The sequence below is a fragment of the Bradyrhizobium sp. KZN70725 genome (assembly GCF_055264925.1).
In genome coordinates, this window is record NZ_JBUYWT010000007.1 from 68,381 (window position 1) to 91,859 (window position 23,479).

The 23,479-nt window shown below is 64.7% G+C and carries 20 protein-coding genes; 12 read left to right on the forward strand and 8 right to left on the reverse strand.

Features of this window, described 5'->3' with window-relative positions; all coding sequences use genetic code 11:
• Positions 1–16: 16 nt before the first annotated feature.
• Entirely contained in the window at positions 17–1,351 is a 1,335-nt protein-coding gene (locus ACZBJS_RS09015; protein ID WP_463438650.1) for an MFS transporter, read from the reverse strand.
• 331 nt (positions 1,352–1,682) lie between these two features.
• On the opposite strand from ACZBJS_RS09015, the gene ACZBJS_RS09020 reads away from it, so the two are divergent.
• Positions 1,683–2,882: a multidrug effflux MFS transporter gene (locus tag ACZBJS_RS09020; RefSeq protein ID WP_410469731.1), complete on the forward strand. Its 1,200-nt coding sequence runs from the start codon at positions 1,683–1,685 to the stop codon at positions 2,880–2,882.
• Positions 2,883–3,483: 601 nt separating this feature from the next.
• On the opposite strand, the gene ACZBJS_RS09025 is transcribed toward ACZBJS_RS09020, so the two are convergent.
• On the reverse strand, positions 3,484–3,909 hold the full coding sequence (locus ACZBJS_RS09025; protein WP_057018899.1) for a DUF983 domain-containing protein: 426 nt from the start codon (positions 3,907–3,909) through the stop codon (positions 3,484–3,486).
• Positions 3,910–4,044: 135 nt separating this feature from the next.
• Between ACZBJS_RS09025 and ACZBJS_RS09030 the strand changes: the two genes are divergently transcribed.
• Positions 4,045–5,382: an aminotransferase-like domain-containing protein gene (locus tag ACZBJS_RS09030; RefSeq protein WP_316396015.1), complete on the forward strand. Its 1,338-nt coding sequence runs from the start codon at positions 4,045–4,047 to the stop codon at positions 5,380–5,382.
• 107 nt (positions 5,383–5,489) lie between these two features.
• Positions 5,490–6,788: a serine hydrolase domain-containing protein gene (locus ACZBJS_RS09035; protein WP_410469730.1), complete on the forward strand. Its 1,299-nt coding sequence runs from the start codon at positions 5,490–5,492 to the stop codon at positions 6,786–6,788.
• Positions 6,789–6,841: 53 nt separating this feature from the next.
• Here ACZBJS_RS09035 and ACZBJS_RS09040 read toward each other — a convergent pair whose 3' ends face one another.
• Positions 6,842–7,045 carry a hypothetical protein gene (locus ACZBJS_RS09040; protein ID WP_168859118.1) on the reverse strand — a complete coding sequence of 68 codons (204 nt, stop codon included), beginning with the start codon at positions 7,043–7,045 and terminating at the stop codon, positions 6,842–6,844.
• Between the two features lie 192 nt (positions 7,046–7,237).
• Here ACZBJS_RS09040 and ACZBJS_RS09045 point away from each other — a divergent pair, with 192 nt between their 5' ends.
• A complete protein-coding gene (locus ACZBJS_RS09045) occupies positions 7,238–8,233 on the forward strand; it encodes an NHL repeat-containing protein (RefSeq protein ID WP_253640470.1) in 996 nt (331 codons plus the stop codon).
• A 537-nt stretch (positions 8,234–8,770) separates the two neighbouring features.
• On the opposite strand, the gene ACZBJS_RS09050 is transcribed toward ACZBJS_RS09045, so the two are convergent.
• On the reverse strand, positions 8,771–10,003 hold the full coding sequence (locus ACZBJS_RS09050; RefSeq protein WP_316396017.1) for a rhodanese-like domain-containing protein: 1,233 nt from the start codon (positions 10,001–10,003) through the stop codon (positions 8,771–8,773).
• Between the two features lie 247 nt (positions 10,004–10,250).
• Here ACZBJS_RS09050 and glgC point away from each other — a divergent pair, with 247 nt between their 5' ends.
• A complete protein-coding gene (gene glgC / locus ACZBJS_RS09055) occupies positions 10,251–11,513 on the forward strand; it encodes a glucose-1-phosphate adenylyltransferase (RefSeq protein WP_057018901.1) in 1,263 nt (420 codons plus the stop codon).
• Entirely contained in the window at positions 11,510–12,964 is a 1,455-nt protein-coding gene (gene glgA / locus ACZBJS_RS09060) for a glycogen synthase GlgA (RefSeq protein ID WP_463438651.1), read from the forward strand. Before glgC ends, glgA begins: the two co-directional genes overlap by 4 nt.
• Before the next feature lie 10 nt (positions 12,965–12,974).
• Here the strand turns inward: glgA and ACZBJS_RS09065 are convergent, their stop codons facing one another.
• The 4 genes from ACZBJS_RS09065 to ACZBJS_RS09080 all read right to left on the reverse strand — a co-directional run bounded on the left by ACZBJS_RS09065 (position 12,975) and on the right by ACZBJS_RS09080 (position 16,396).
• Entirely contained in the window at positions 12,975–13,289 is a 315-nt protein-coding gene (locus ACZBJS_RS09065) for a hypothetical protein (protein WP_057018843.1), read from the reverse strand.
• A 131-nt stretch (positions 13,290–13,420) separates the two neighbouring features.
• Positions 13,421–14,551, reverse strand: a complete 1,131-nt coding sequence (locus ACZBJS_RS09070) for a serine hydrolase (protein WP_082653927.1) — start codon at positions 14,549–14,551, stop codon at positions 13,421–13,423.
• Between the two features lie 524 nt (positions 14,552–15,075).
• Positions 15,076–15,564, reverse strand: coding sequence for a DUF417 family protein (locus ACZBJS_RS09075; protein WP_229190951.1), 489 nt, complete (start codon positions 15,562–15,564; stop codon positions 15,076–15,078).
• A 196-nt stretch (positions 15,565–15,760) separates the two neighbouring features.
• Positions 15,761–16,396, reverse strand: coding sequence for a TetR/AcrR family transcriptional regulator (locus ACZBJS_RS09080; protein WP_076829047.1), 636 nt, complete (start codon positions 16,394–16,396; stop codon positions 15,761–15,763).
• A gap of 249 nt (positions 16,397–16,645) precedes the next feature.
• Between ACZBJS_RS09080 and ACZBJS_RS09085 the strand changes: the two genes are divergently transcribed.
• From ACZBJS_RS09085 to ACZBJS_RS09110, 6 genes are read left to right on the forward strand one after another with little or no spacing between them, the layout of a single operon-like run.
• Positions 16,646–17,956, forward strand: a complete 1,311-nt coding sequence (locus ACZBJS_RS09085) for a phytoene desaturase family protein (protein ID WP_316396021.1) — start codon at positions 16,646–16,648, stop codon at positions 17,954–17,956.
• Positions 17,957–17,961: 5 nt separating this feature from the next.
• Positions 17,962–18,816 (forward strand): ABC transporter ATP-binding protein, encoded by an 855-nt coding sequence (locus tag ACZBJS_RS09090; protein WP_316396022.1) that lies wholly within the window; start codon positions 17,962–17,964, stop codon positions 18,814–18,816.
• On the forward strand, positions 18,813–19,607 hold the full coding sequence (locus ACZBJS_RS09095; protein ID WP_463438652.1) for an ABC transporter ATP-binding protein: 795 nt from the start codon (positions 18,813–18,815) through the stop codon (positions 19,605–19,607). The genes ACZBJS_RS09090 and ACZBJS_RS09095 overlap by 4 nt, the downstream gene beginning before the upstream one ends.
• The gene (locus tag ACZBJS_RS09100) at positions 19,607–21,541 is read left to right on the forward strand and encodes an AMP-dependent synthetase/ligase (protein WP_253624218.1); all 1,935 of its coding nucleotides are present in this window, start codon (positions 19,607–19,609) and stop codon (positions 21,539–21,541) included. Before ACZBJS_RS09095 ends, ACZBJS_RS09100 begins: the two co-directional genes overlap by 1 nt.
• The gene (locus ACZBJS_RS09105; RefSeq protein ID WP_076829052.1) at positions 21,542–22,414 is read left to right on the forward strand and encodes a branched-chain amino acid ABC transporter permease; all 873 of its coding nucleotides are present in this window, start codon (positions 21,542–21,544) and stop codon (positions 22,412–22,414) included.
• Positions 22,414–23,460, forward strand: coding sequence for a branched-chain amino acid ABC transporter permease (locus ACZBJS_RS09110; protein ID WP_463438653.1), 1,047 nt, complete (start codon positions 22,414–22,416; stop codon positions 23,458–23,460). The genes ACZBJS_RS09105 and ACZBJS_RS09110 overlap by 1 nt, the downstream gene beginning before the upstream one ends.
• The last annotated feature ends 19 nt before the right edge of the window (positions 23,461–23,479 follow it).

A 23,479-nucleotide genomic window follows, 5' to 3' on the forward strand; every position in this document is an offset into this window, starting at 1 on the left:
GACACAAGGTCGCGGCTCACGCCCCCGCGTCGTGCACGTTCAGATCGACGCCTTGCGGATCCCTAATCGTCGACACCGTGATGAGCGAGATCAGCGACAGCACCGCGATGTAGACGCCGACGCGCCAGGACTGGCCGTAGGTGCCGATGATCCATTGCGCGATCATCGGCGCGAAGGCGCCGCCGAAGATGGCGCCGAGCGCATAGCCGATCGAGACGCCGGAATAGCGCACCTTGGCCGGAAACAGCTCGGCATAGAGCGCCGCCTGCGGGCCATAGGACAGGCCGAGCGCGATGGTGAGCCCGACCGCGCTGACGAAGAACAGCAAGAGGTTCTTGCTGTCGATCAGGAACCACATCGGCACCGCCCACAGCACCATCAGGGTGTAGCCGATCTGGAAGCAGCGCACGCGGCCTATTTTGTCGCCGAGGATACCGCCGAGCAGCGTGAAGATGAACCAGCTCACCGCCGCGAGCGTGCCGATCAGCAGCAGCTGCTCCGACGGCATCTTCAGCGTGTTGGCGCCGTAGCTGATGATGAACGCGATCAGGATGTAGCCGGCTGCATTGTTGGCCATGAAGATCAACGCGGTGCGCAGGATCTCCTTGCTGTGATTGCGCATCAGGTCGCGCAGCGGTGCAGAGGATTCCTTGTGCCGCCGCTGCATCGCCTGGAACACCGGAGACTCTTCGACCGTGCGGCGGATCACGATGCCGACGACGATCAGCACGATCGACAGCAGGAACGGAATCCGCCAACCCCATTCGATCATCGCCTGCTTGCCAAGCGTCGCGGTGAGCACCCACAGCACGCCTGTCGCCAGGATCATGCCGAGCGGCGTGCCGATCTGCGGGAACGAGCCGAAGAAGCTGCGCTTGTCGACGGGCGCCGATTCCACCGCCATCAGCGCCGCGCCGCCCCACTCGCCGCCGGCCGAGAAGCCTTGCAGGATGCGCAGCAGAATGAGGAGTGCCGGCGCCCAGGCACCGATCTGCGCGTAGGTCGGCAGCAGGCCGACCAGCGCGGTCGCCGCCCCCATCAATAGCAGCGTGACGACCAGCATGTTCTTGCGCCCGAAGCGGTCGCCGAGATGGCCGCAGACGATGGCGCCTAACGGGCGGAACAGGAATGAGAGGCCGAGCGTCGCGAACGAGACGATCTGCGCCAGCAGCGGATTGTTCGCGTTCATCGGCGCGAAGAACAGCACGCCGAACACCAGGCCCGCCGCCTGGGCGTAGACGAAGAAGTCGTACCACTCGATGGTGGTGCCGACGAGCGTTGCGGTGAGGACCTTGCGCTCCTCATCCGACAGTTCAGCGCCGCGCGAGCGCGCGGACAGTTCGATGGACATGTCGCCTCCCCAAAACCCGTTCTTGAACCTGTTCTTGGCCGCGCGGGCGTGGTCGGCGGCGATGCGCCTGCCCCGCACGGATGCTGGGCCCGGGATTAGCAGAGGTTTCCGCACCACACGAGCAAAATAGTTGCAGCCGCAACGATATTCGGCGAATTGTGCTTTTGGCCCCGGTTCCCCGACCCCGCTACCTCGACCGCGATCGGCGGGCAGCTATCCCGAAACGCCGATTGTGCATCGCAGCAAGATCGCTACGATGCGAGGATTCCCAAGAGGTTGCTAAGTGTCTGACATCAATGCCGATGCCTGGGTTTCCTCAGGCCACCGCCCGATGGGCTTTCCGGAATTCGTCGTCGTTATCGCCTCGATCATGGCGCTGAACCCGCTGGCGATGGACATGATGCTGCCGGCGCTGCCGAACATCCGCTCCGCGTTCCAGATCGGCGACGCCAACCGCCCGCAGATGGTGCTGTCGATCTTCCTGGTCGGCTTCGGCGTCGGCCAGTTCGTGATGGGCCCGCTATCGGACCGCTTCGGCCGCCGCCCGGTGCTGCTCGGCGGCATGACCGTCTACACCATCGCCGGCCTGCTCGCGATCATGGCGCCCTCGTTTGAGACGCTGCTGCTGGCGCGCGCGCTGCAAGGGCTCGGCACCGCGGCAACCCGCGTGATCGCGACCTCGATCGTGCGCGACTGCTACGCTGGACGCCGGATGGCGAGCGTGATGTCGCTGGCGATGATGGTGTTCATCGCAGTCCCCGTGATCGCGCCGTCATTCGGCCAGGCGGTGATGCTGCTGACGCACTGGCGCGGCATCTTCGTGCTGCTGATGATCTACGGCGTGATCGCGCTGGCCTGGAGCGCGATGCGGATGCCGGAGACGCTGCCGCTGGAATTGCGCAAGTCGCTGGCGATCCCGGAAGTGCTATCCGCGTTTCGCCAGACCGTCACCAATCGCCAGACGCTCGGCTACGCGCTCGCCGCCGGCGGCGTGCAGGGCTCGCTGTTTGCCTTCGTGTTCTCCTCGCAGCAGATCTTCACCGAGATCTTCAAGCTCGGGCATTACTTCCCCGTGGCGTTCGCGGCCTGCGCGGTCGGCGTCGCGATCGCCGGCTTCCTCAATTCGCGCATCGTCGGCCGCATCGGAATGCGCGTGATCTCGCACGCCGCGCTGACCGGCTTTGCCGTCGTCGCAGGCGCCCTGCTGCTAGCGGTGAAGACCGACACGCTGTCGCTGCCGCTGTTCATGGTGCTGTCGGGCCTGATGATGTTCGCGTTCGGGCTGATGATGGCGAATTTCACCGCGCTCGCGATGGAGCCGCAGGGCAAGATCGCCGGCACCGCCTCCTCGCTGTACGGCACGATCACGACGCTGCTCGGGATCGGCGTCGGCACCACGATCGGCCAGGATTACGACGGCACGCTGGCGCCGTTCGCGACCGGCTTCTTCCTCTGCACGCTGGCCGCGCTCGCCGTCGTCTTGGTGACGGAGAAGGGCCGGATGTTCCGGCCGCATCATCATCCGATTTGATCTTAGTAGCCCGGATGCAGCGCAGCGAAATCCGGGACGCTTTTACCTGCGGCACGAACCCCGGATTACGCGGAGCCTGTCATCGGGCGCGCGTTCGCGCGACCCGTTGGCTCCATCCGGGCTACAATTCTGACTGGTTGCATCACTGTAGCCCGCATGAGCGCAGCGATATGCGGGGCTGCTGTTCCCGGATATCGCTTCGCTCATCTGGGCTACAATTCTGACTGGTTGCATCACTGTAGCCCGCATGAGCACAGCGATATGCGGGGCAACTTTTCCCGGATGTCGCTTCGCTCATCCGGGCTACAATTCTGACTGGTTACATCACTGTAGCCCGCATGAGCGGAGCGATATGCGGGGCTGCTGTTCTCGGATGTCGCTTCGCTCATCCGGGCTACAATTCTGATTGGTTACATCATCACTGTAGCCCGCATGAGCGGAGCGATATGCGGGGCCACTGTTCCCGGATGTCGCTTCGCTCATCCGGGCTACAATTCTGATTGGTTACATCATCACTGTAGCCCGCATGAGCGGAGCGATATGCGGGGCCACTGTTCCCGGATATCGCTTCGCTCATCCGGGCTACGATTCTGAGATCGCGTCAGGCTTCGCGAGTCCGTCCGACGCTGCTTTGCGCCCGGGCGGGCGCCACCGCACGCCGCGTCGCCGCAAATCCCTCCATCCCGAGCTGCCACTGCAAGCCCACGATCGCGCCCTTGGTCGGCTGCAGCAGCGCGAGCGCGCTGAACAGCGTGAATGGAAGCCAGATCGCCAGTTGCAGCCAGGCCGGCGGCGCGTAGTTCATCTCGAGCCACAGCAGCGCCGGCACCACGACGTGGCCGACCACGACGATCACGAGATAGGCCGGGAAATCGTCCGCGCGCTGCGGGGTGAAGTCCTCGCTGCAGACTTCACAGTGATCGGCGACCTTGAGGAAACGGCCGAACAGATGGCCACGCCCGCAGTTCGGGCACTTCATGGTGAAGCCGCGCCACATCGCCTTTGGCAGGGAAACCGTCTCGGTCATCGTCGTTTTCCTTTCGCCGTCGTCCTTGACCTGATCTGGATGATCCATACAATATGCATTCGAGCACCTACAATCAAAGATAAAGCGTCGAATTGCATGGATTGGATCCCTACAGTTTCGGAATGGCACGGCCCGATGTTTCTGCGCATCGTCGATGCGCTGGCCGCCGACATCGCGAGCGGCCGGCTGGTGCGCGGCCAGCGGCTGCCGACCCATCGCGCGCTGGCGTCAGCGCTCGATATCGATCTGACCACGGTGACTCGCGCCTATGGCGAGGCGCGGCGGCGCGGACTGCTCGACGCCCGTGTCGGCCAGGGTACGTTCGTCTCGGAGACCACCGCGCGCGCCGCGTCCGACCTGCCCGCGCCCGTCAACATCGACCTGTCGATGAACCTGCCGCCGCAGCCGGTCGAGGCCAATCTCGACCTGCGCATCGCGCAGGGACTTGCGACCATCCGCTCCGAAGCCGGGTTCTCCGCCTATCTCGGCTACACGCGTCCGGGCGGCACCACTGCGGAGCGCGAGGCCGGCGCCGCATGGCTCGCGCCGCGCGTGCCGCAGGCCTCGGCCGACCGCATCGTGATCTATCCGGGTTCGCAGGCGATCATCTTCAACACGCTGTTGGCGCTGACATCGCCGGGCGATGTCGTGGTGACGGAGGCGTTGACCTTTCCCGGCATCAAGGCCGCGGCGGCGCGGCTCGACGTCCGCCTGGTCGGGGTTGCGATGGACGCCGAGGGCGCGCGGCCCGAGGCGCTCGACGAGGCCTGCCGCAAGCACAAGCCGAAGGCGGTCTATCTAGTGCCGACGCAGCAAAACCCGACCACGGCGACGATGAGCGCGATCAGACGCAAGGCGGTCGCCGATATCATCAGCAAGCGCGGCTGCGTCCTGATCGAAGACGACGTCTACGGGCCGCTCGAACCGCAAATGGCGCCGATCGCTACGCTCATTCCGGAGCGCACCTACTACGCCGCGAGCATCGCAAAATGCATCGCGCCGGCCCTGCGCGTCGCCTATCTCCTGGCGCCCGATGCCGCCGCCGAGCAGCGCATGCGCGCCGGCATGCAGGCCACCATGCAGATGCCGCCATCGCTGATGGTCGCGCTGGTCACGCAATGGCTGCGTTCCGGCGTCGCCGCCGACATCATCCGCGCCATCCGCAACGAGGCCGCGGCGCGCCAACAGCTCGCGGCCCGCTTCCTCAAAGGCGTCAGCTATGCGGCGCGGCCGGCGAGCCACCATCTCTGGATGCCGCTGCCGAAACATTTCGACGGCACCGACCTGCTGTCGCATCTGATGCGCAACGGTCTCGCCGTGGTCGGCGAAGACGCCTTTGCGGCAGGCGATGCCGCGCCGCGCGGCCTGCGCGTGTCGCTGGGTGCGGCACGCAACCGCGCCGAACTGAGCCAGGCACTGCAGGTGTTGTCGAATGCGGTGCGCACGCCCGTCGGCGCTACCCAAATCGTATAATTCCGGCGATCGCCGGGAATAAACTCGCCCCAAAATGATTATGGTGCGCGGGAGCGCGCGCCGCTAAAACTCTGCGCTCAGGGCATCAGGCAGGGGCAGGCTTTTCAATGTCGTGCGGGTATGATCGGGCAGTCCACCGTGCTGTGCTGTCGCTTCGCGGAGCAGTGACCGCGATCGGTTGTCTTGCAGTTGTCATATCAGGCGCGGCGCGCGCCTCCGATGCCCCTGCCCCGGCGCCGGAAAAACTCGCACGCATCACCGCATTCTTTGACAACGAGGTTGCGACAGGAAAAATTCCGGGCGCAGTCATCCTGATCCAGCAGCACGGCAAGCCGGTCTACCTGAAGACCTTCGGCTATCGCGACGTCACGACCAAGTCGCCGATGCGGCCCGACACGATGTTCGCGCTGCATTCGATGACCAAGCCGATCACCAACACCGCCGCGATGATGCTGGTCGACGAGGGCAAGTTGTCGCCGCAGGATCCGCTGTCGAAATACATCCCGGCCTTCGCCGACGTGAAGGTCGCCATCGAACCGGACGGTGGAAACGATCCGGCCAAGGTTGAGCTGGTGCCGCCGATCCGGCCGGTGACCATTGAAGATGTCATGCGGCACACTTCGGGCATCACCTACGAATATATCGGTGCCGACTGGATCCAGAAGATCTACCGCGCAGGACATCTGTTCGACGGCAAGTTCGACAACGAGGAATTCGTGGCACGGCTGGCCAAGCTGCCGCTGTCGCGACAGCCCGGCACGCTGTGGCGCTACGGCCATTCCACCGACGTGCTCGGCCGGGTGATCGAGATCGTCTCGGGCAAGACGCTCTATCAGTTCGAGAAGGAGCGCCTGTTCGATCCCCTGAAGATGAACGACACCAGATACGTGCTCGATGCGGAGACCGAACGGACAAGGCTCGCCGAGCCGCTGCCCTCGGACACCATCCTGATCGAGGGCGAGAACGACCGGCGCGCGCATCCGGAATGGGAATCCGGCGGCGGCGGCCTGGTATCGACCATCCTCGATTATGCGCGCTTCGCGCAGATGCTGCTCAACGGCGGCGAGCTGGACGGCAAGCGCTATCTCAACCCCGCAGCCTTCAAGACCATGACGACGGACCATATCGGGCCGGGCTCCGGTGTCGGCCGCGACTATTGGTACTTTCCCGGCGACGGCTTCGGCTATGGCTACGGCATCGCCGTGCGCACCGATCCCGGCATTGCCAAGCCACCACCGCCCGGCTCGATCGGCGAGTTGAAATGGGACAGCGGCAGCGGCACCTATTTCGGCGTCGATCCGAAGCTCGACATGATCTACATCATGCTCGAGCAGACCCAGAACGAGCGCCAGCGCATTACGCCCGCGTTCCGCAAGCTGGTCTACGACGCGTTCAGCCCGGATTGAGTTCCCACCGTCGTCGCTTACGCTCCTCGCAATGACGCGGAAACCTTCCCGCCTTACGACTTGCGCCGAACCGGTTCCTGCCTGCGCCGTGCTGCGGCCGCGATCAGGCTCGCGGTGCATTCGTCGCAGACGAACGCACACCCGTCCGTAAACAGGCCGACCCGTGCATCGAGGCCGATCGCATCGTCGTCGACGATCCCATCGATGATGCCACCGCGACACACGCATTGGTGGTGCGACGCCAATTCCCGTTCCATGACGCGCTCTCCAGCCGTCGCAGCTTCCTCTCCCCTGCTTCCCTCGCGCTATATACTATCGTATATATCGCGACGACAAGGCAGGCGGGTGAACAATCCGGTCGGGAACCCTGCAGACAACAACCATCGACCGGAGACGATCGCCAAGAAAATCCTGCCTGGTCCAACCAGGTTCATCGAGGAAACGCGATCATGATAAAAAACAATGGCGCCGCGGGACGTCCGCGCGCAACGGGAGAACTGCTCAAGATCCGCCGCGCATCGCTAGCGGCCATCATCCTTGCGCTCGGTGCGGCCGGCGCAGTGCGCGCCGAAACAGCTGCGGTCGGCGTTCCCGACAAGAGTTTTCCGGAGAGCGTGACCTCGACTTCCGACGGGACGCTCTACGTCGGCAGCTTCAACCATGGCGGCGTGACGAAGATCTCGGGCGGCAAGGCCGAGCAGCTGGTCAAGCCGGGCGCCGCCGACAGCCGCTCGACGCTGGGCGTGCTCGCCGACGAGAAGAGCGGCACGCTCTATGTTTGCTCCAACGACATCAGCGCTATGGGCGTGGCGGGGCCGAGCGACACCAAGGGCGCCTGGCTGAAGACCTTCGATCTCAAGAGCGGCGCGCCGAAGGGCAGCTTTGCCCTGAGCGATCCGAAATCGTTCTGCAACGACATCGTGGTCGGGGCCGACGGCACCGCCTATGTGAGCGATTCCTTTGCGCCGTTCGTTTATAGCCTGAAACCCGGCAGCACGGCGCTGGCGACGTTCGCGACCGATCCGCAGCTCGCGCCCGCCAAGGACGGCGTCGGGCTCGACGGCATCGCGATCGGCGCCGACGGCAATCTTTATGTCACGACATTCATTCCGGCAAAACTGTTCAAGATCGAGATGAAGGACGGCAAGGCGGGCGCGGTGACCGAGTTGAAGCCGTCGCGGCGGCTCGACCACGCCGACGCGTTGCGTGCCCATGGCGGCAGCTTCCTGCTGATCGAGGGCAACGGCAAGCTCGACAAGGTCACGGTGAAGGGCAGCGAGGCTACCATCGACACCATCAAGGATGGCCTCGCCGAGCCGGTCTCGGTGACGCAGGTCGGCGATGTCGGCTGGGTCGCCGAGGGCAAGCTGTCCTACGTGATCGGCGACAACAAGGGCAAGGACCCCGGCCCGTTCAAGCTGACGCCGGTGGCGTTGCCGAAGTAGCGGCGGGCTGGGTTATGCTTCGCAGCAAACTCGGTGTATCTCCCCGGCTTGCGGGGTCGAGACGAGCGAAGCTCCTGTTAGGTCGGGTCGCATCGATAGATGCGATCCGACTCCTCACGGCGTTCGTGCTTAAAGGCCGCGCCGTACTGGATGCCTGTGCGGGGTATGGCACCGGAGAGATGAGAGCCCGCGGCCCCTCCAACACGTCGTCCCTGCCTAGTGCGCATTTGCGCACGGGAGCAGGGACCCATACTCCGCGGCGGACCTTGTTGAAGGAATTCGTCGTTCCAGCATCGCCCAGCAATTGGCATTTGTGGTTATGGGTCCCTGCTTCGCAGGGACGACCATGCCGGCACGATTTCTGAATAATGGAAAAGTACCACTGATTTGCCCGACGAGTCAAGTTGCCGTGTCCGCCGGTTGCCGTGTCCGCCGGCAGCCACCGGCTCCTTTGCATGGGGTTGTTTTCGATATTTTGGCAGTGCGCCCCTGCGTCTCGGCACCGATGCGGTCGCCCCGCCGTCACCACGTCATCCGCTAGATCACATAGAACCCGTGCGTGCCGTCGCGGCGCAGCTGCTCGACGAGGCCGTACTCCCAATCGAGATAGGCCTGCATCGCCTGCTCCGCGACGCCGGTGCCCTCATAGGGTCGCCGGTAGCAGTGCGCGGGATCGGGCCGCGGCACGATGCGCGGCGGGCCGACTTCGAGCCGGCCGTCATAGCCGCCGTCGAGCACATAGACCTCCCAGCCCATCTGCGCGAGCCAGGACGCCGTCATGTCGGCGCGGATGTTTTTGTCGTCGCTCAGCACGATGCGCGCGCCGCGCACGGGCGCGGCCATGTCGATTTCCTGCACCAGCTGGCCGCCGGCATAGTGGCGGAAGCCGGCAAGGTGACCGGTCGTGTATTCCTCGGCATCGCGCACATCGAAGCGATACAGCGTACGGTGTGCGTCCTCGTCCAGCGCAGCGAGTTCATCGATCCCGATGTGACGGACGCCGGCGCGATAGGCGACGTCGCGCGCATTGTCGCCTGCGCCCTCGAACGGACCGATGCCGCCGCGCTTGCCGGCGCCGTGCTCGAGATCGTGCTTCGCCAGCGTCCAGCCGATCGTGCCGTTGCGCAGCGCCCGCACCTTGTTGGGCAGTCCGGCATTGATCAGCGACTGCGTGCCGATGATCGAGCGGGTGCGGCCGGCGCAGTTGACGATGATGGTGGTGTCGGGATCCGGCGCCGCGCCGCCGGCCCGTAGCACCAGCTCGGCGCCGGGCACGCTGACCGAGCCCGGGATGTTCATGGTGGCATATTCGTCGAAGCGACGGACATCGAGGATCGCGATGTTGGCCTTGTCCGAAATCAACGCGGCGACCTCGTCAGCACTCAGCGACGGCGTGTGCCTGCGCGACTCGACCAACTCGCCGAACGCCTTGGCGTAGGAATTGACATCCTCGAACACCTCGTAACCGGCCGCCTTCCAGCCTCCTAAGCCGCCGGCGAGCGCGGCGACATTGCCGTAGCCCAGCGCCATCAACTGCTCCACGGCGGCAGCGACCAGCCCCTCGCCATTGTCATAAAGAACGATCGGCACGTCCTTGCGCGGCAATCGCAGCTCGGCTTCGAGCGCGATCCGGCCGGCCGCCATGTTGGCGGCAAACAGCGGATGGCCGGTGGCGAATTCCGCCTCATGCCTGACGTCGAGCAGCGCGATCTCCCGGCGCAGCAGCAGCGTTGCGCGGATGTCCTGGGGCGTGACGGAAGCAAGTGTCATGGAATGCTGGCCTGACAGAAGAAAACGGCAGGCTTGCTCTAGGCCGAAATCACGTCTCGTCAATAGCTTTAACCGGCCCGCAACCCCGATCTTCACGAGCGGGGGTCCGGGGAACGAAAGCCCGCCATCCCGCTTTGCTCAACCGGGATGCACTTGCTACGTTCCCAATCGGCCCCGTTGGCGCCCGATCAGGCCTTCCGGACAAGAGAAGGTAGCGGGGCCAGCCCGAAGTTCTGGGAGGATGACCATGAGATCCGTCGGAAATGAACCCTTGTCGCGTCACGCCCTCGCCTTCGTGCTGGCCGGCGGACGCGGCAGCAGACTTCAGGAGCTCACCGACAAACGCGCCAAGCCCGCGGTCTATTTCGGCGGCAAGTCGCGCATCATCGATTTCGCGCTATCCAATGCGGTGAATTCGGGCATCCGCCGCATCGCGGTGGCGACCCAGTACAAGGCGCACAGCCTGATCCGGCATCTGCAAGGCGGCTGGAACTTCTTCCGGCCGGAGCGAAACGAGAGTTTCGACATCCTGCCCGCAAGCCAGCGCGTCTCCGAAACGATGTGGTATGTCGGCACGGCCGACGCGGTCTACCAGAACATCGACATCCTCGAAGCGCACGGCACCAAGTACATCCTGGTGCTCGCCGGCGACCACGTCTACAAGATGGATTATGAGATCATGCTGAAGCAGCATGTCGAAAGCGGCGCCGATGTCACGGTCGGCTGCCTTGAAATGCCGCGGGCTGAATCCAGCGCCTTCGGCATCATGCATATCGACGAGACCGGCCTGATCCAGTCCTTCCTCGAGAAACCCGCCGATCCGCCACCGATGCCCGGCAAGCCCGACAAGTCGCTGGCCAGCATGGGCATCTATGTCTTCAATTCGGAATTCCTGTTCGACGAGTTGCGCCGCGATGCCGTTGACCCGAACTCGGCCCACGATTTCGGCAAGGACATCATCCCCTATATCGTGAAGCACGGCCGGGCGATCGCGCATCAGTTCAACGATTCCTGCGTCCGCTCCGGCGACGATCCCCGCTCCTACTGGCGCGATGCCGGCACCGTCGATGCCTACTGGGGCGCCAATATCGATCTCACCGACGTGGTGCCCGAGCTCGACCTCTACGATCGATCATGGCCGATCTGGACCTATGCCGAGATCACCCCGCCCGCCAAGTTCGTGCATGACGAGGACGGACGACGCGGCCAGGCGGTGACCTCACTGGTCTCGGGTGCCTGCATCATCTCGGGCGCGTCGCTGCGCCGCTCCTTGCTGTTCACCGGCGTGCACGTCAATTCCTACGCCAATATCGAGAATGCGGTGATCATGCCCTATGTCAATGTCGGCCGCGGAGCACGGCTCCGAAACGTCGTGATCGATCGCGGGGTGAGGATTCCGGAAGGGCTCGTGGTCGGCGAGGATCCCGAATTCGACGGCAAGCGCTTCCGCACCACCGAGAGCGGCATCACGCTGATCACGCAGTCGATGATCGACAGGCTGGGGACATGACGCCCATCCGCGTCCTCGCAGTCGCCTCTGAAGTCTACCCGATCGTCAAGACCGGCGGCCTTGCCGACGTGGTCGGCGCGCTGCCGGCGGCGCTGAAGCAGCACGGCGTCACGACGCGGACGCTGGTGCCCGGCTATCCCGACGTGCTCAAGGCGCTGGCTTCGGCGGAGACGCTGCTGCACCGGCCGGAATTCTACGGCGGGCCGATCCGCGTGCTGGGCGGCACGCATGATGGCCTCGATCTGTTCGCGCTCGACGCGCCGCATCTCTATGCGCGGCCCGGCAATCCCTATGTCGGCCCGGACGGACGCGACTGGCCGGACAACGGCATCCGCTTTGCCGCGCTGTCGCGGATGGCGGCGGAGATCGGCCAGGGCGCGATCACCTCCTTCGTCCCCGACATCGTGCATGCGCATGACTGGCAGGCGGGCCTCGCACCCGCCCTCCTGCATTATGCCGGGCAACCGCGGCCCGGCACGGTGATGACCGTGCACAACCTCGCCTATCAGGGCCAGTTCTCGCCGGACATGCTTGCCGCGTTCGGCCTGCCGGGCGAATCCTACGCGCTCCATGGCGTCGAATATTACGGCACCATCAGCCTGTTGAAGGCCGGCCTGCAATTCGCCGACCGCATCACCACGGTGTCGCCGACCTATGCGCGGGAGATTCAAAGCGACGAGGGCGGCATGGGGCTCGGCGGCCTCCTGCGCGAACGCGCCGATGTGCTGAGCGGCATCCTCAACGGCATCGACATATCGGTGTGGAATCCGGCCACCGATCCCGACATCGCGGCACGCTTCAGCGCCGAGCAGCCGGCGGAGCGCGCGGTGAACAAGGGAGCGCTGCAGCGGCGCTTCGGGCTTGATCCCACACCGGATGCGATGCTGCTCGGCGTCATCAGCCGGCTGTCATGGCAGAAGGGCCTCGACCTGCTGCTCGAGAACATTCCGACGCTGCTCGGCGAAGGCATTCAGCTTGCGCTGCTCGGCAGCGGCGATCGCGACCTGCAGGATCGCTACGCCGCGCTGGCGCGCGACAATCCCGGACGGATCGCGGTCGTGATCGGTTACGACGAGGCGCTGGCGCATCTGATCCAGGCCGGCGCGGACGCGCTCGCGGTGCCGTCGCGCTTCGAGCCGTGCGGCCTCACCCAGCTGTGCGCGCTGCGCTACGGCGCGGTCCCTGTTGTCGCCAATGTCGGCGGCCTTGCCGACACCGTGCTCGACTTCGACGAAGTCGCGATCACCGGCGATGCGCCGACCGGCGTCAAGTTCGCACCCGTCACCTCGGATGCGCTCGCCCACGGCTTGCGCAAGGCAAACCTGCTGTTCAACGACAAGGTGACATGGTGCCGGCTGCAGCAGGCCGGCATGGCCACCGATGTCTCCTGGCACAATCGCGCCGGCCGCTACGCCGCGCTCTATCGCGAGCTCGCGACGACGCGGCGCTAAGCCGCCGCGATCAGTTCAGCAGATCGCAGGACGCGATGCGGTTGATGTCGGCGAGGCGCCGGTCGGGATTTCCCTTGAGATCAAGGCTTGCGACGAGATCGAGCAGCCGGCCATAGGCGCGGTCGGCGACCGCGACCGGCAGCGGCTCCTCGTCGAAGGTTTCGACGTAGTTGCCGACGAGTCCGCTCAGCAGCCGGCAAACGCCGCGTTGCTCCGGGTCGTCCTTGCTCAGAATCTCGAGTTTTTGCTGGAAGGTCCTGAAGGTTCGCAACCCATGGGGCTGTTGCGAAAGCCAATTGTGCAAATCAGGATACAGATCGGTCATATCAGCCTCTTCAAAATGGAGAAGAAGCTACCGGCTTATACAGCTCATCACGGTTCCGCGCCATCGCGATTTTTGCATGCATCCTCTGCCCTGCCGCGCAGGCCGTGTCATTGGACTGGCACGTCCTGCGATTAAAGTCGCGCGAGGGCCGGCAAGATCCTGTAGCGCGCGATCTCGTGCGGATAGTCGCCGCGATTGGCGAGCAGCACGATGCCGAGCCTGCGCGCCGGCACCAGGCCGACATAGGCTGAGGCGTTATTGAGACCGCCCGGCTTGTCGATCACGGTGATGCCGTCCAGCCGCACATGCTCCCATGCCATCGCCTGGCCGAACTTTTCGTCGACGCGAAAACTCTCCCGCTCGGTCATCTGCAACGCTGCGCGCAATTCGGGATCGATCACCGCGCCGTCGAGGCAGGCGCCCAGCAATATGCCGAGATCGCGCGCCGATGAGAACATCTGGCCGGTGCCTGGAAAATCGTAATAGCGCTGCTGATTGCCCGGCGGACCGATCGCCGTGCCGTCGTGGGAGTAGCCCTGAACCACGCGCTGCATCAGCTCGGGCGCCATCCTCGCGCGGTTGTCCTCGCTGCGGTCCGGAACGAAGGTCGACGTCATTCCGAGCGGATTGAGGATGCGGCTCCCGATCAACGTCGCGATCGGCATCTCATAGCGCCGCTCCAGCACCAGCTGCAGCAGGACATAGCCGGCATGGCTGTAGATGCGCTGCTTGCCCGGCTGCTCTCCTGCCGGCGGCGTCCACGCGTTGAGCATCGCGATGAACTGATCACGGCTGAAGGTCCCGACCGGCCATGGCGGATGATCGGTCGGCAGCAGCAGCCCCGACGTATGATTGACGAGTTCGCCGATGGTGACGCGGCTGACGTAGTCGCCGTTGAGCTCGGGCAGATACTTGCCGACCGGATCGTCCAGCCGCAATTCGCCGCGCTCGGTGCCGAGCGCGACCAGCGTCGCCTCGAACAGCTTGCGCAACGAGGCAAGGTTGAACAGCGTGTCCGGGGTGACCGGCCGCTTCGCTGAGTCATCAGCGAAACCGTAGTTGAAGAACGCGACCCGGCCACCGGCGTAGACCGCCGCGGCGAGGCCGCCCGGGTCGGTCGCGGTCGCGGTCGGCGCGAGTTCCGTCGTGACGATGTCCCTGATCTGCGCGTCCATGTCGGAATCCGCGCGCGCTACCCCAAGCACGCTACCAGCGACCACGAACAGGACGGCCGCGATCCGGACGGTGAGCCATTGTCTCATGAAGAACGAAATCGGCACGATGTTGCGATGCGACCTGCAGACAATCTGTTCACCATCGATAGATGGCGACATCACGATCCTAGCGGTGGAACCCAAGCGTCCGAATTCACGATTGCGCGTCTTGCGCCGTTACCCGCCCGGCTGGGGACGGGGCGGCCCGATCGCTGTTCCGGTGGTCACTTCCGGAAGCCGCGATCGCGACCGCCCTCCCACTCCAGCCACGGTGCGGGAACTGCAATCGAACTAAAAAATGCGGGACGTCTGAAAATGACGGGAGTGGGCTTCGACGAAAAGGCAAGATCGGCGCTTACCGATCGGGCCAAGGATATTTCTGACTTCGTCACATTCCGCTCCCAACCGGGGACGTTTCTTCCTAGCAACAATTCGTCAATCGAAGGTTGCATAAGCCGGTCGGATTCGATTTTCAAGACACGGTCATCCGCGACGTTTTGTCCTGTTCCAGATGCCGGATGCGCGCGATGCCTCGTTAAACATCGATTAACCATCGATCGCGCCGCGCGAGCCTATGTGGCGCGCAAGCGGACGATCGACCGCGGCAACGACGCCAACAGCAGCACGAGACAGACGCAAAGCAGCACGATGTCTTTGAACAGGAACTCGCCGGCCAGGTTCCAGCCCATCGGATCGGTCGACAGGCTCCATTTGACCACCCCCGGCGTCGTGAAGAAGAACGACCACGTCACCGCAAAGGTGATGACGCCCATCAGCGAGCCGATCGCCGAGAGAAGCGGGCTGAACGCGCCGGCGGCGAGCAGCGCCGCAATGCCGAACTCGGCGACGCCGAGCACGTAGGCCTCGCCGCGGAGGCCGAACACCGACAGCCACGAGATGAACGGGCTGTTGCTGATGAACTGCGCGATGCCTTGCGCCGATTGCAGCGTGAACTTCTGCATGCCGAACGACACGAAGATCACGACCATAACCCAGCGCAGGATCGCGAGCGCTCGATAAGACCCCTCGCCCTGTTCGGCGATGTTGAACGACAGATTCATGCGGTTGTTTCTTCCCTCGCTGCGATGCCATCATCGGCCGCTGTTGCGGCGTTCGTGGCAAAACTACGCAGCGTGCCGCGCGTGCGTTACGCGCGGGACAACGTCTCGGCCTTCACGATGATGTGCAGACGAGATGAGGAATAATCGCTGCGAGAGATGTCTTCGGCGCGAAGCCGCAGTGCGCGCCGCGTCGGCCTCACGCGCGCTGGCGCAGCGGCCGCGCGGCGTTCTTTGCCGGCACCGGCATGGTGAAGCCGTACAGGAACAGGTCCACCACCATGTCGGCGAACTCCCCTGGATCGATCCCGCCCTTCGGATCGTACCAGGTGTGGCTGAAGTTCAGGATGCCGAACAGCATCATGCTGTAGATCTTCTTGGTCCGCTTGACGATCTTGCCTTCCTTGTCGAGCTTGACCAGCAGATCCGAGACCGTGTCGACCAGCTGGCGCTCCAGCGCCTTGATCGCATCCTGCTCGGTCTCGCCGAGGAACGAGAGGTCGTTGAGGATCACGCGCTGCTCGTCGCTCGAACGCGCATTCAGCGCGACGATGGCCTGGATCGCGGCGCGGAACTGCTCCAGCGTCGTCGCCTTTTCGGCCATCGCGGCTTCGACGTCCGCGATCATCTCGCGGATATGGGCGTCGAGGATCGCGAACAGGATCGCTTCCTTGGAATCGAAATAATGGTACAGCGCGCCGCGCGACAGCTTGCAGGCATCCGCAAGGTCGGCGATCGAGGCACGCATGTAGCCCTGCCGCGCGAACAGGCCGCAGGCAGTGGTGAGAATGTTCCGCTGAATCTCGTCGTAATTCTCTGAGCGCGTCCGCGCCATTGCCGTCTCTCTCATGCACCATCGGCGCCGCCGGAATCGGGCTACTGCCTCTCTCTATACTACCGCAGCCCTAGGCTCTCCTCCCCTTTGCGGGCACCATCCACCAGAACTCTTCGATCGCCCGTGCGACGAGCGACCTGCGTCAAAAAATAATTTGAACGACCGGTCGGATTATAATAGACTGCCTTCCATCAAGCAAGCGGATTGCGCACGCCGGGAGCAACCCGGCGGCATCGCGGGAGGTTGCGCGTGGATTCTCAGAGGATCGATGCTGTCGTGATCGGAGCCGGTGCCGGCGGGCTGTGTGCCGCGGCGCGTCTCGCCCATGGCGGGCTGCATACGCTCGTCGTCGACGACAAGGACCGGCTCGGCGGGCGCGCCTCGACCGAGGAGATCGATGGCTTCAAGGTCAATATCGGGGCGATCGCGATCGAGTTCGGTGGCGTGTTCGAGGAAACCTTCCACACCGTCGGTGCCCCGCTCGACATCCGCGCGCCGGAGCCCGCGAGCTCGTTCTTCATCGACGGCAAGGTGATCGATGTCGGCCGCGGCGGCTGGTCGCTGCTGCTCGGGCAACTGACCAAGCAGGCCTCGCGCATCCTGGAGAAATTCGCCGACGCCCGCTCCGGCAACCTGCCCGACGGGCGGCAATCGACCGAGGACTGGCTGAAGGGCTACACCAGCAACGCCACCGTACACGCGCTGTTCCGCAATCTTTGCGCGGCGATCTTCGCCTGCAACGCCGCCGAGCTGCCGGCCCGCGCCTTCCTCACTTATTTCACCAGCAAGGGCGCCTTCAAGAAATTCGGCTTCTGCCCGCAGGGCACGATCGGGGTCTGGAACAGCCTGGGCAGCGCGATCAGGCGCAACGGCGACATCTGGCTGGAAACGCCGGCGACCACGATCCACACATCAGACGGCCGCGTCGAAGGCGTCACCGTTCTGCGCAATGGTGAACTGGTGCGGATCGACACCGATCTCGTCATCAGCAATGCCGGGCCAAAGGCCACCGTCGCGCTCGCCGGCAGCGAGGCGTTCCCGGCGGATTATATCACCAGGGTGAAGAACGACCTTCGCCCGGCCGCCAACATCGTCATCAATGTCGCGAGCCGCGAGCCGCTGATCGGTCATCCCGGCATCGTCACCTTCGGCAAGACGCGCCGGCTCTGCAACATGGCCAACCTCTCCGCTACCTGTCCGGAATTGGCGCCGCCCGGCTGGCACCTCTATGTCGCCTATGCCGTGCCGGTACCCGCGCTCGGTGACTTTGACTCCGATGCAGAAGTCCAGCTCGCGCTCGAGGATCTGCGCGAGCAGTTCGCGAATTTCGACCAGGCAAAAATCCTGTCGATCCGGGTGATGCGCGACGACTGGCCGGCACAACGCAGCTGCGCCGGCTACGATTTGCCGCGCGAGACCGGTATCGAGGGCCTGTGGTGCGTCGGCGACGCGGTGAAGCAATATGGCAATGGCGGCACGCAGGCCTGCGCCGAGACCGCCAAGCTCGTCACCGATGCGATCCTCGCCGCGCGCCCTCGCCGGTCAGCAGGCGGGGTCTGAACGCGATGCCGACGACCATCCCGCATCCGACGCCGCAAGCAGCGCCGCAGGCCGCGCCGGCGCAGGATGGCTTGCTCGAATTCCGCAACATCCGGATCGTCTACGACAATGCGATCGAGGCGATCCGTGACATCTCGATCGCGGTGCCCGAGGGCAGCATCGTCGCCCTGCTCGGCTCCAACGGCGCCGGCAAATCGACGCTGCTGAAGGCGATGTCCGGCATCCTCTATACCGAGGAAGGCGTGATCGAGAACGGCAGCATCCGCTTCCGCAATGACGAGGTGCATCGCCTTGCACCGGACGAGCTGGTCCGCCGCGGCATCGTGCAGGTGCCGGAGGGCCGCCGCGTGTTCGCGGCGCTCACCATCGACGAGAACCTGCAAATGGGCGGCTACACCAGGACCGGCGCCGAGGCGCGCGAGCGCCGCGACAAGGTGTTTGCGCTGTTTCCGCGGCTATATGAGAGGCGCGACCAGATCGCCGGCTACATGTCCGGCGGCGAGCAGCAGATGCTAGCGATCGGCCGCGCGTTGATGACCGATCCCGTGCTGCTGGCGCTCGACGAGCCGTCGCTCGGGCTCGCGCCGCTGATCATCGACCGCATCTATGAGGTGATCGTCCGGCTGCGCGACGAACTGAAGATGACGGTGCTGCTGGTCGAGCAGAACGCGCAGCGCGCACTCGACATCGCCGACTACGGCTACATCCTGGAGACCGGCCGCGTCGTGCTCGACGGCACGGCAGCGAGGCTCACCGCCAACGAGGACGTCCAGGAATTCTATCTCGGCGTCTCCTCCACCGGTCGCAAGAGCCTGCGCGACGTGAAGCACTACAAGCGCCGCAAGCGGTGGCTGTCGTGACCGCGCTGCTCACGGTCGAGAACCTGTCAAAGCGCTTCGGCGGCCTGCAGGCAGTCGCCGATGTCAGCCTGCGCGTCGCGCCCGGCGAGATCTGCAGCGTGATCGGTCCGAACGGCGCCGGCAAGACCACGCTGTTCAACATGATCTCGGGCGTGCTGCGGCCGAGCGGCGGCCGCATCATCTTCGACGGTATCGACCTCTCGACGATCTCGCCGTGGAAGTTCGCCGCCGTCGGTATCGGCCGCACCTTCCAGAATCTGGCGCTGTTCAAGCACGGCACCGTGGTCGAGAACATCCTGACCGGCCGCCACACCCATCTGCGCTCGACCGTGCTCGATGCGGTGTGGTTCTACGGGCGTACCCGCAAGGAGGAAATCGCGGCACGGCAGCGCGTCGAGCACATCATCGAATTCCTCGAGATCGAGCATATCAGGGACGCCGTGGTCGGCACGCTGTCCTATGGCCAACAAAAGCGCGTCGAGCTCGCCCGCGCGCTCGCCTGCGAGCCGAAGCTGTTGCTGCTCGACGAGATGGTCTCCGGCATGAACCAGGAGGAGACCGAGGACATCGCGCGCTTCGTGCTCGACATCCGCGACGAGCTCGGCATCACCATCGTGATGATCGAGCACGAGATGCGCATCGTGATGGACATCTCTGACCGCGTCCATGTGCTGAATTTCGGCCGCAAGATCGCCGAAGGCGCACCTGGTGCGATCAGGCGCGATCCGGCAGTCGCGGACGCCTATCTCGGCGGTCAGCGCACTGACGCGATGACAAAGGCAGGCGCGTGATGTCGACGCTGGACAGCCTGCGCACCGCTCATCCGCCGCTGCCAGCCAGCGCCGCACGCAGTGTGCCCGCAGCCGGCATCGACGCGTTGCAGGCTACGCTTGCGGATGCCGCCATCACCATCCCGCAATTGCTACGGCAGCGCGCCGCGATGCACGGCGAGGCGCTGGCGCTGCGCGAGAAGGACTACGGCATCTGGAATCCCTATTCCTGGCGGCACTATTACGACACCGCGCGCGCGGTGGCGCTCAGCCTGCTCTCGCTCGGCATCAAGCCTGGCGACCGGATCGCCATCGCCGGCGAGAACACGCCGGAATGGTTTTACGCCGACCTTGGTGCGCAGATGATCGGCGCGGTGGCGGTCGGCATCTATCCGACCAATCCCTGGGTCGAGCTGCAATATATCGTCAAGCATTCGGGCGCCCGCATCGTCGTCACCGGCGACCAGGAGCAGACCGACAAGGTGCTCGACGCGATGGCCAATAATGGCGGCCTGCCGGACCTCGAGGCCATCGTCTGCGTCGACATGAAGGGCCTGCGGCATTACCGGCAATCGGAGCTGATGTCGTTCGCCGCATTGTGCGAGCGCGGCAGGACCTACGCCCAGGAGAATTCGGAGGCCGACGCGACGCTCGACCGCCTGATCAGCCAGGGCGCGCCCGACGACGTCTGCATCCTCGTCTACACCTCAGGCACAACCGGCCCGCCCAAGGGCGCGATGCTGACCCATCGCAATCTCGTCTACGCCGCCTATGCCTACGCCAAAACCGTGGGCACTGCCGACAAGCCGTTCGAGGCGGTGAGCTATCTGCCGCTGTGCCACGTCGCCGAGCGCTGCTACGGCACCGTGACCCATCTCGTGCTCGGCGGCACCGTTTCGTTCGCCGAATCGATCGACACCGTCGCGATCAACATCCGCGAGATCGCGCCGACCTTCTTCGTCGGCGTTCCCCGCATCTACGAGAAGCTGCAGCAGGGCTTTCTGTTCCGCCTCGGCGAGAGCGGCCGCCTGCGCCAGAGCTTCACCAGGGCCTGCCTCGCCTGGGGCCGCACGCTGTCCGACCGTCGACAGGCCGGCAAGGCCAGTATGCTCGATCGTGCCGCCTACGGACTGCTCTATCTCCTGATGTTCCGCAATTTGCAGCGCCATCTCGGCTTTGCCTACAGTCGGCACCGGCTCTGCGCCGGCGCCTCGATCTCGCCGGAGACGCTGCGCTTCTTCGACATCATCGGCCGTCCGGTGTCGCAGGGCTACGGCCTCACCGAAAGCGGCGGCGTCGCCTTCATCCAGACCGCAAGCCATCACCGGATCGGCGGCTGCGGCGTGCCGCTGCCGCAGACCGAATGGAAGTGCGACACCGACGGCGAGATCCTGCTGCGCAACCCCGGCGTCTTCAAGGGCTACTTCCTCGACGAGAAGGCCTCGACCGCCTCGCTGGAGCCCGGCGGCTGGCTGCGCACCGGCGACATCATCGATGTCCTCGACAATGGCGAGATCGCCGTGGTCGACCGCAAGAAGGCGATCATCATCACCGCTGGCGGCAAGAACATCGCGCCGTCCGAGATCGAGAACGCGCTGAAGGATTCCGAATTCATCAAGGAAGCGATCGTGGTCGGCGAGGCCAAGAAGTATCTCGGCGCCATCATCCAGGTCGACTACGACAATGTCGGCCGCTGGGCGCGCGACCGGGCGCTCGCCTACACCAACTACAAATCGCTCTCGCAGCTTCCCGAAGTGAATGAGCTGGTCGAGCGCGTCGTCAACGAGACCAATAAGCGGTTCGCCCGGGTCGAGAACATCAGGCGGTTCGCCATCCTGGAAAAGGAGCTCGACCATGACGACGGCGAGCTGACCGCCACCCAGAAGGTACGCCGCGCAATGATCGAGAAGAAGTTCGCCCGTGAACTCGCCATCATCTACCGGGCGGAGGGCTGAATGCAGTATCTCATCCAGCTGCTGATCTCGGGGCTCGCGATCGGCGCGATCTACGGGCTGATCGCGATGGGCTTTGCGGTGATCTACAAGTCCACCGGGCTGGTCAATTTCGCCCAGGGCGAGATGACCATGATCACCGCCTATACCGCCTGGACGATCTCGACCACGGTCAGCGGCAATGTGTTCGTCGTCGCGGTGGGCGCGATTCTCGCCGCTGTCCTGCTCGGCCTGATCATCGAGCGGCTCGTGATGCGGCCGATGCTGGGCGAGCCGGTATTCGCGACCGTGATGGTCACGATCGGGCTCGCCGTGATCCTGCGCTCCGCCATCAACTTCATCTGGGACGCCTATCCGCACGGCCTCGACATCGGCATGGGCCGCGGCATCGTGCATCTCGGCGGCATCGGCGTGCGTACCGGGCAGATTGCGGTGATCGCGACGCTGCTTCTGCTGATCGCCGCGATCTGGGCGTTCTTCCGTTACAGCAAGGTCGGGGTTGCGATGCGCGCGGTCGCAGCCGACGATCGCACGGCGCTGTTGATGGGCATCAGCGCAACAAGAGTTCATGCGCTGGCCTGGGCCGCGTCTTCGGTGATCGCCGGCATCGGCGGCGTGTTCTTCGCGCTGTCTTATGATCTATCGCCGGCGATGTTCCAGCTCGGGCTGAAGGCGTTTCCGGCCACCATCCTCGGCGGCCTCGACGCCGTGCTCGGCTCCGGCCTCGGCGGCCTCCTGATCGGCATCACCGAAAACCTGGCCGGCGGCTATATCGGCTCCGGCATGAAGGAGGTCGCGGGCTTTGCCATGATCATCATCGTGCTGATGATCCGCCCGTTCGGCATCTTCGGCGAACGCGACATCGAGAGGGTGTGATGCGCACCGGCGATTACAAGCAGAGCTACGGCGAACTGGTTGCGCTGATCGATTCCCCGCCGGTGTGGCTATGGTCGGCCGTGTTGCTGCTGGCGCTGAGCACCGCTCCTTTTGTGCTGAACTCCTACGCGCTGTCGTTCCTGATGATCATCCTGATCACGGTCACCGGTGCGCTCGGACTCAACATCCTGACCGGCTACACCGGCCTGATCTCGCTCGGCCATGTCGGTTTCCTCGTCACCGGTGCCTATGCCTATGCGGTGCTGGTCTCGAAGTACCACATGCCGCCGCTGGTCGGCTTCTTCGGCGCCGGCGTGGTGCCGGCGCTGGCGAGCCTGATCGTCGGCGCGCCCTCGCTCCGGCTCAAGGGACTTTACCTCGCCATCACCACGCTCGCCTTCTCCTTCATCATCAACACCGTGATCCTGGAGATGCGCTGGCTCACCAACGGCGCACGCGGCATTCAGGTGCAGCGGCCCGAGATCCTCGGCATCAGCTTCGACGGCGACGCGGCCTTCACCTATCTCTGCCTCGGCATCGCGGCACTGACGCTGTTCGCCACCCTCAACATCCGCCGCAGCCGGGTCGGCCGCGCCTTTGTCGCGATCAGGGACAACGACACGGCGGCGCGTGTCATGGGCATCAACCTGCATGCCTACAAGCTGTTCGCCTTCGTTACCTCGGCGTTCATCACCGGCATCGCCGGCGCGCTGTACGGCATCTATCTCTCCTTCGTCAGCGTCGAGGGCTTTCCGTTCCTGCTCTCGATCGAGGCGCTGGCGATCCTGATCGTCGGTGGACTCGGCTCGGCGCTCGGCGCGGTGCTCGGCACCATCCTGATCGTGCTGCTGCCGGAGGCGACGCGGATCGTCTTCAGCCTGTTCAGCGCGCAGATGGATGCGACCTTCACGACCGGCGCGCAGGAGCTGAAGAGCATGCTCTACGGCCTCGTCATCATCTTGTTCCTGCGCTTCCAGCCGCGGGGGCTGGTCGGCGCCTGGCACGACATCAGGCGGGCCTGGGTGCACTGGCCGCTGCGCTACTAACAAGAAAAGACGCAACACC

Excerpts from the sequence above, each read along its gene's own strand:
- ACZBJS_RS09080 (WP_076829047.1), bottom strand. The coding sequence starts at position 16,396 with ATGGCGCGGACGCGCTCAGAGAATTACGACGAGATTCAGCGGAACATT.
- ACZBJS_RS09065 (WP_057018843.1), bottom strand. The coding sequence starts at position 13,289 with ATGACCGATCTGTATCCTGATTTGCACAATTGGCTTTCGCAACAGCCC.
- ACZBJS_RS09110 (WP_463438653.1), top strand. The coding sequence starts at position 22,414 with ATGCGCACCGGCGATTACAAGCAGAGCTACGGCGAACTGGTTGCGCTG.
- ACZBJS_RS09100 (WP_253624218.1), top strand. The coding sequence starts at position 19,607 with ATGTCGACGCTGGACAGCCTGCGCACCGCTCATCCGCCGCTGCCAGCC.
- ACZBJS_RS09015 (WP_463438650.1), bottom strand. The coding sequence starts at position 1,351 with ATGTCCATCGAACTGTCCGCGCGCTCGCGCGGCGCTGAACTGTCGGAT.
- ACZBJS_RS09040 (WP_168859118.1), bottom strand. The coding sequence starts at position 7,045 with ATGGAACGGGAATTGGCGTCGCACCACCAATGCGTGTGTCGCGGTGGC.
- ACZBJS_RS09070 (WP_082653927.1), bottom strand. The coding sequence starts at position 14,551 with ATGAGACAATGGCTCACCGTCCGGATCGCGGCCGTCCTGTTCGTGGTC.
- glgC (WP_057018901.1), top strand. The coding sequence starts at position 10,251 with ATGAGATCCGTCGGAAATGAACCCTTGTCGCGTCACGCCCTCGCCTTC.
- ACZBJS_RS09105 (WP_076829052.1), top strand. The coding sequence starts at position 21,542 with ATGCAGTATCTCATCCAGCTGCTGATCTCGGGGCTCGCGATCGGCGCG.
- ACZBJS_RS09090 (WP_316396022.1), top strand. The coding sequence starts at position 17,962 with ATGCCGACGACCATCCCGCATCCGACGCCGCAAGCAGCGCCGCAGGCC.
- ACZBJS_RS09030 (WP_316396015.1), top strand. The coding sequence starts at position 4,045 with ATGTTTCTGCGCATCGTCGATGCGCTGGCCGCCGACATCGCGAGCGGC.
- ACZBJS_RS09025 (WP_057018899.1), bottom strand. The coding sequence starts at position 3,909 with ATGACCGAGACGGTTTCCCTGCCAAAGGCGATGTGGCGCGGCTTCACC.
- ACZBJS_RS09045 (WP_253640470.1), top strand. The coding sequence starts at position 7,238 with ATGATAAAAAACAATGGCGCCGCGGGACGTCCGCGCGCAACGGGAGAA.
- ACZBJS_RS09075 (WP_229190951.1), bottom strand. The coding sequence starts at position 15,564 with ATGAATCTGTCGTTCAACATCGCCGAACAGGGCGAGGGGTCTTATCGA.
- ACZBJS_RS09050 (WP_316396017.1), bottom strand. The coding sequence starts at position 10,003 with ATGACACTTGCTTCCGTCACGCCCCAGGACATCCGCGCAACGCTGCTG.
- ACZBJS_RS09020 (WP_410469731.1), top strand. The coding sequence starts at position 1,683 with ATGGGCTTTCCGGAATTCGTCGTCGTTATCGCCTCGATCATGGCGCTG.
- glgA (WP_463438651.1), top strand. The coding sequence starts at position 11,510 with ATGACGCCCATCCGCGTCCTCGCAGTCGCCTCTGAAGTCTACCCGATC.
- ACZBJS_RS09035 (WP_410469730.1), top strand. The coding sequence starts at position 5,490 with ATGTCGTGCGGGTATGATCGGGCAGTCCACCGTGCTGTGCTGTCGCTT.